Genomic DNA, 5,299 nt, shown 5'->3' with positions numbered 1-5,299 from the left:
GTATGGTGGCAAGACGCAGCTGAATCTGGGGCATAACGTGAGTGCAACCCGGGAGTTACGCGGTGAAGGGGCTGAACTACGGACTGACAAGCATATTGCGATTCGGGGCGGAGCAGGGGTGTTAATTTCCGCAGATAAACAGCCAAAATCCCAGGGCAGTATGCTGGATATGAATACAGCAATTGCAGAACTGCAGAGCGCGCTTCAGATGGTCACTGCGCTTGCACAGAGTGCTCAAACATCCGGTGCGCTTGAGTCTGATGCTCAGTCCCAACAAAAATTAGCGGAAGCGCTTAATCAGTTAAAAGATGCCGGAATTCTGCTATCTGCACCCGCAGGCATAGCCGCAGCAACGGCGAGCAATATTCAACTCTCTTCAGGCCAAAGCCTGACGGCAACAGCAGGCAAAAATGTCGATATGAGTATTGTGAAACGTTTCACAGTTGCAGCGGGAGAAGCCATCAGCCTTTTTGCGCACCGGATGGGGCTAAAAGTATATGCAGCAAAAGGCGATGTCGACATTCAGGCACAAACCGATGCCATGCGCCTTCAGGCAAACAAAAATTTGGCGGTTAACAGTATCAGCGGGGAAATAATCCTCAATGCCAGCCAGGGAATTACCCTGACCAGCAAAGGTGGCGCCTATATAAAAATTAAAGACGGATCCGTAGAAATAGGTGCTCCTTCGAGGATATCTCTTAAAAGTGGAGATATTGCGTGGGGTGGTAATGCCTCACTGGAGACTGCACTTTCAGCCGTTCCCGTCAGCGACCCGCAGTTTACGAACACGATGAACGGTCGCTTCCGTGTTCTGGATCAGTCCACACAACAGCCTAAAGCCTATATACCTTACCGAATTGAAAGCGCAGACGGACAAATCCTGCGTGGCGTGACGGACGAGCAGGGATATACGCAAGCGCACTACGGCCTGAACGAGGCCGCGATATCACTGCATTACGAATAAAGGGACTTTAATCAATGAGCGCGAAACACCCTCCCGCGGCAGAAAATGCACTGAGCAAAAAAGACGGTAACACTGTTAATGCGCATCACACCTCCTGCCAGTGCTATTTCCGACCGGAAACCACGGAAGTCATTTTCCTGGATGAATCTGATTCAGGTGAGTTTGATGATTTAACCAGCAAGCTAAGTGAGTTGATGGACAGGCTTGAAAAGGCACGGGTCCGTCATTCAGCGGCGATTGAGGCTTATTATAAAAAGCGTAATGACATAGCCAGCCAGGAAGCGCTACCGGCTTATTTCGATGCGGTCGTGTCGACGGAAATAGAGACTGAAAAAGCGACAGAGGCGCTGCAGAAGGAGGTGGGGGAGTTTGATGAGCAGGCGGGTTATGCCGGCCTCGTTGAACTTATTCCTCTTGAGCCTCTGAAGAAGGGCATCTACGGGCGGTTCTATTGTTACATAAAGAAAACGGACTACGAGGCTTTCTCGGGCAGGATGACGGTCATCAGCCTGAACAACCTGGGTGTAGAGGATTTTTACCAGCGTGATAAGGACGGGAACATCATTGCTATCAGCACGAAAGCGATACGGGAACGTTTTCAGAAGGTCAGAGAGTCGCTCACGCAAATGTCCTCAGGAAACACCGCCTTCGGTGCGAACGGAACGTATGAGGCCAGCCTGACTGAGTGGGCAGAGGCCTGGAACGGGCAGGATGACTATGCTGCAGAGGGGCGCGTTATCGATGTCTCCGCAGGCGCACAGTTTCTCCGTTTTTCCTCTAACGCGGGTGCGCAGCTTGACTGGAACCGGAATGAAAATGCGGGAAGCATCAGCGGCGAGGCTGAAGCAACGCTGACGCTTGCAGAGGCGCACGTCAAAGCCACCTTTTATCAGCCGGATCGTGGCGGGTGGCAGTTGAAATTTATCATCAACGATGAAAATAAAGAGGCGAACCTGGGCGTGCTGCGGTCAAGGATTGATGCGGGACTGACGGGATTTGCAGGCGCCTCAGCGAAGATAGAAGGGAATCTGCAATTTGTGGTGAGTGACGGACAGCAGAAGCTGATGGGTGTCCGCGCGCCATACTCCCGCTTTGCACAGCGTCAGAAAGGGGTCATGGTTGATACGGAAAAGGAGACATCTGCCGCAACGTCGGTCAAGGCAGAGTTGTTCGCGGGTGTATCCGCCGGCGGGACCTTTGGCGGCGCGCTGCAGTGGCTGAAGCCGTTTGAGTCTCTGGTGGACCACCTGCCGGATATGTTGCGCACGTTTGGCATGGAGGCGTCGATACCGGACACGAAGGTGCTGGACAAAGTGCTGAGTATCAGCCCTAAATCCGCGGCGTCTGCCCAAAGGGTGGGGAAGTTCACCGATTTTGCCGCATTTATTGCGGGGGGCGAGCTACAGGCTGGGCTGGGCGGGTCCGGGGAGTACGAGATCTGGTTCGAAGACGGGAAGTTTAAATTCCGGATATCCGGCGGGGTTTGCCTTGGAGTCGGAGCTAAAGGCTCAGCGCAGGGAGAAGTTACACCACATCAGTTTACCGAGTTTGCGGTTTGGGCGGTTTACCAGCTGTACGGTATGGATTACCGTTATTTTAAGGTGTTTGCTAAGGATGCTTTTAAGGCGCTGACCTATATTATTTTAATGGGTGGGGAATATATTTACGCTAACTATTTCTTAGCGATGGAAGCTGATGTTGACAAACTGATGAGAGATTTCACTGATTTCATTAATGAAATGTCGAAAAAAGTAGACTCATCATCAAAACGGAATAAGTTTGCGAGTTTTATTAATCAACGCCCTTCACAAGTCTATCATTTCACCCCGGAAGGAAAAGGTATTGCACTTCACCTTCTGATTCAGAGTGGTGCATATGACCGTATTGACCCAGGTAATCATACCTTAGCCTCTCTTGTAGATAACACAGAAAATGGGCTTTTCCCTGTTCCGGATACGGGACATGAGCGTAAAAAAGCGGTGCTGACGATTTTAAGCAGCATCCAGACAAGGCGCGAGTGGGCCGAGGTGCTGGTAAGAATGACGGATGGCGGGGAGAAAATCCCGGGTGCTTCATCTTCAGCGCTGGCACAGGCCCGCCTGATTAAACGTCAGGAAGAGTTGATACGCACGTTTCTGCAGACTGGGATCAACCAGGACCAGCGGCTGAATGACCTGATTCAGAAGCTGGAACTGCAGGACTTCCGCGAAGTGTATCGGCGTTTAAAGGAAAAACCGGCTTTCGGCTACCCGTTTGCGCCCAACTGTACGAAGCAGTACGCCCTGTACTGCGAAGATAATCCCTGGTACGCCTCGCTCTGTCATTTGACGCCGCAGAGTGCTATCACAACACATAACCTTGAGCCGGTCCAAAAATGAAACGGAACTTAGCTGTATTCCTCCTGATAGTCCTTTCAGGGTGTGACGAAAAAAAGGTGGCCACTCCGGCCCTGACGGCAGAACAGAAGACAGAGCTGGACGTATTTCTCAGTCGCGTCAGAGCTGACATGGTCTACATGCCGGCAGGGACATTTCTGATGGGAGACTTTTGCTCAGAGATGCGTAATGGCGGGGCTTATTGCACGATTGATAAGAATAATAAGCCAGCTCACAAAGTTGAACTGTCAGCCTTTTCAATTTCAAAGAACAAAATTACACATGAAGAATATAGTTTTTATCTAAAAACAAGCGGGCTTCCTCCTCAGAACTTTGAAAAGCCATGGAGAAATAAATCTCTGTCTGCAATGACGGCTATGAAAGAAGGACCGGCGATTATTAACTGGTATGAGGCGGATAATTACTGCTCCTGGCTCAGGGAGAAAACTGGTTTAAATTATTCACTCCCGACTGAAGCACAGTGGGAATATTCTGCCAGAAATAAAGGGCAGTATATCAGTATAGCCACAGATGATGGCTCTCTGCGCTATGACAGGAAGACTAATGCCGGTGAAAATTTTGCTACAGAGGAAGATATAGATAAGATAGCTAGTCAGTTGGGGATCGACTTTCTTTATGTCAGATTTGCAGTTGATAAATACCCGCCTTCACCGGCTGGCATCAATGGTATGGCTGAAAACGGTAAGGAGTGGGTAATAGACTGGTATGATCCGGACTGGTACAAAAAGTCTCCGGTTAAAGACCCTCAGGGCCCCGAGTCTGGTGTGATCAAAGGTAAGGATACCGGGCAACATTTGAAGGTGCTGCGCGGAGCCATCCGGCCATCACCGGGAAGGCCGTCCGGTCTCACGTTCAGCCGCAGTTACAAAATTCCCGAACCGGATTACCCTGCCGGCATTACTGCCCGTTGTGTGGTGAATGAGTCGGCGCCGCTGAATTAGCCTCTGTGGTTTAACAATCAATAAACCGAAATGATGCCGGACTAAAACCGATGCAGTCCAACTACACGCCCTCTTTTATTGCGAAGACAAACCCTGGAACGCCTCGCTCTGTCATGTGACGCCACAGAGTGCCATCACAAAATATAACCTTGAGCCGGCCCGAAAATGAAAAAGAACTTAGCTGTTCTCCTCCTGATACTCCTTTCAGGGTGTGATGATAAGAAGGTGGTCACTTCGCCCCTCACGGCAGAGCAGAATAAAGAGCTGGATATATTCATCAGCCGCGTCAGAGCGGATATGGTCTATATGCCGGCAGGTACCTTTCTGATGGGGGATTTTTGTTCAGAAATGCGCAGCGGCGGGGCGTTCTGTACTATAGATAAAAACAATAAGCCAGCTCATGAAGTTGAGCTATCAACCTTCTCAATATCCAGATTCAAAATTACGCATCAGGACTATAATTTTTACCTGGAAGTTTCTGGGTTGCCAGCGCAGAGCTTTAATAAAGAGTACAGGAATGAAAGACTCGCTAAAATGACGGTGTTAAAAAACAGCCCGGCGATTATCAACTGGCACAATGCAGATAAGTACTGCCAGTGGCTTAAGAACCAGACAGGGCTAAATTTCTCGCTCCCGACAGAAGCACAGTGGGAGTATGCCGCGAGAAGCCGGGGGAAGTACGTCAGTATCGCAACGGATGACGGTTCCCTGCGTGTCAACAGAGAAACAGAGCTAGGGGAGAATTTTGGTACTTATGAAGATCGGGAACTCGCAGCCCGGCCTTTTGGAATCGACCCGGGGATTCTCAGTTTACCTGTCGATAAATTTCCCCCGTCTCCGGCAGGCCTGTATGGCATGGCGGATAACGGCAGAGAGTGGGTCATGGACTGGTATGATCCGGACTGGTACGCAAAATCTCCGGTTAAAGACCCTCATGGACCGGAGTCCGGCGTGATTAAAGATGAAGAGACAGGGCAATACTGGAAGGTGTTGCGCGG

The 5,299-nt window shown here is 50.3% G+C and carries 4 protein-coding genes; all 4 read left to right on the top strand.

The features are described 5' to 3' along the window. Positions 1–964: type VI secretion system Vgr family protein (locus H7A81_RS25420; RefSeq protein WP_182059118.1), on the top strand; the 964-nt coding region annotated here is incomplete at its 5' end. Positions 965–978: 14 nt separating this feature from the next. After that, the gene (locus tag H7A81_RS25415) at positions 979–3,342 is read left to right on the top strand and encodes a hypothetical protein (protein ID WP_182059117.1); all 2,364 of its coding nucleotides are present in this window, start codon (positions 979–981) and stop codon (positions 3,340–3,342) included. After that, positions 3,339–4,301, top strand: coding sequence for an SUMF1/EgtB/PvdO family nonheme iron enzyme (locus H7A81_RS25410; RefSeq protein WP_166932435.1), 963 nt, complete (start codon positions 3,339–3,341; stop codon positions 4,299–4,301). Before H7A81_RS25415 ends, H7A81_RS25410 begins: the two co-directional genes overlap by 4 nt. A 165-nt stretch (positions 4,302–4,466) precedes the next feature. Then, the coding region (locus H7A81_RS25405; RefSeq protein ID WP_182059116.1) for an SUMF1/EgtB/PvdO family nonheme iron enzyme at positions 4,467–5,299 on the top strand (833 nt) is incomplete at its 3' end.

The sequence above is a fragment of the Pantoea sp. ME81 genome (genome assembly GCF_903970985.1).
GTDB lineage: Bacteria > Pseudomonadota > Gammaproteobacteria > Enterobacterales > Enterobacteriaceae > Pantoea > Pantoea communis.
The sequence above is the reverse complement of the archived record's forward strand: the minus strand, read 5'-3'. Positions and strand labels throughout refer to the sequence as shown.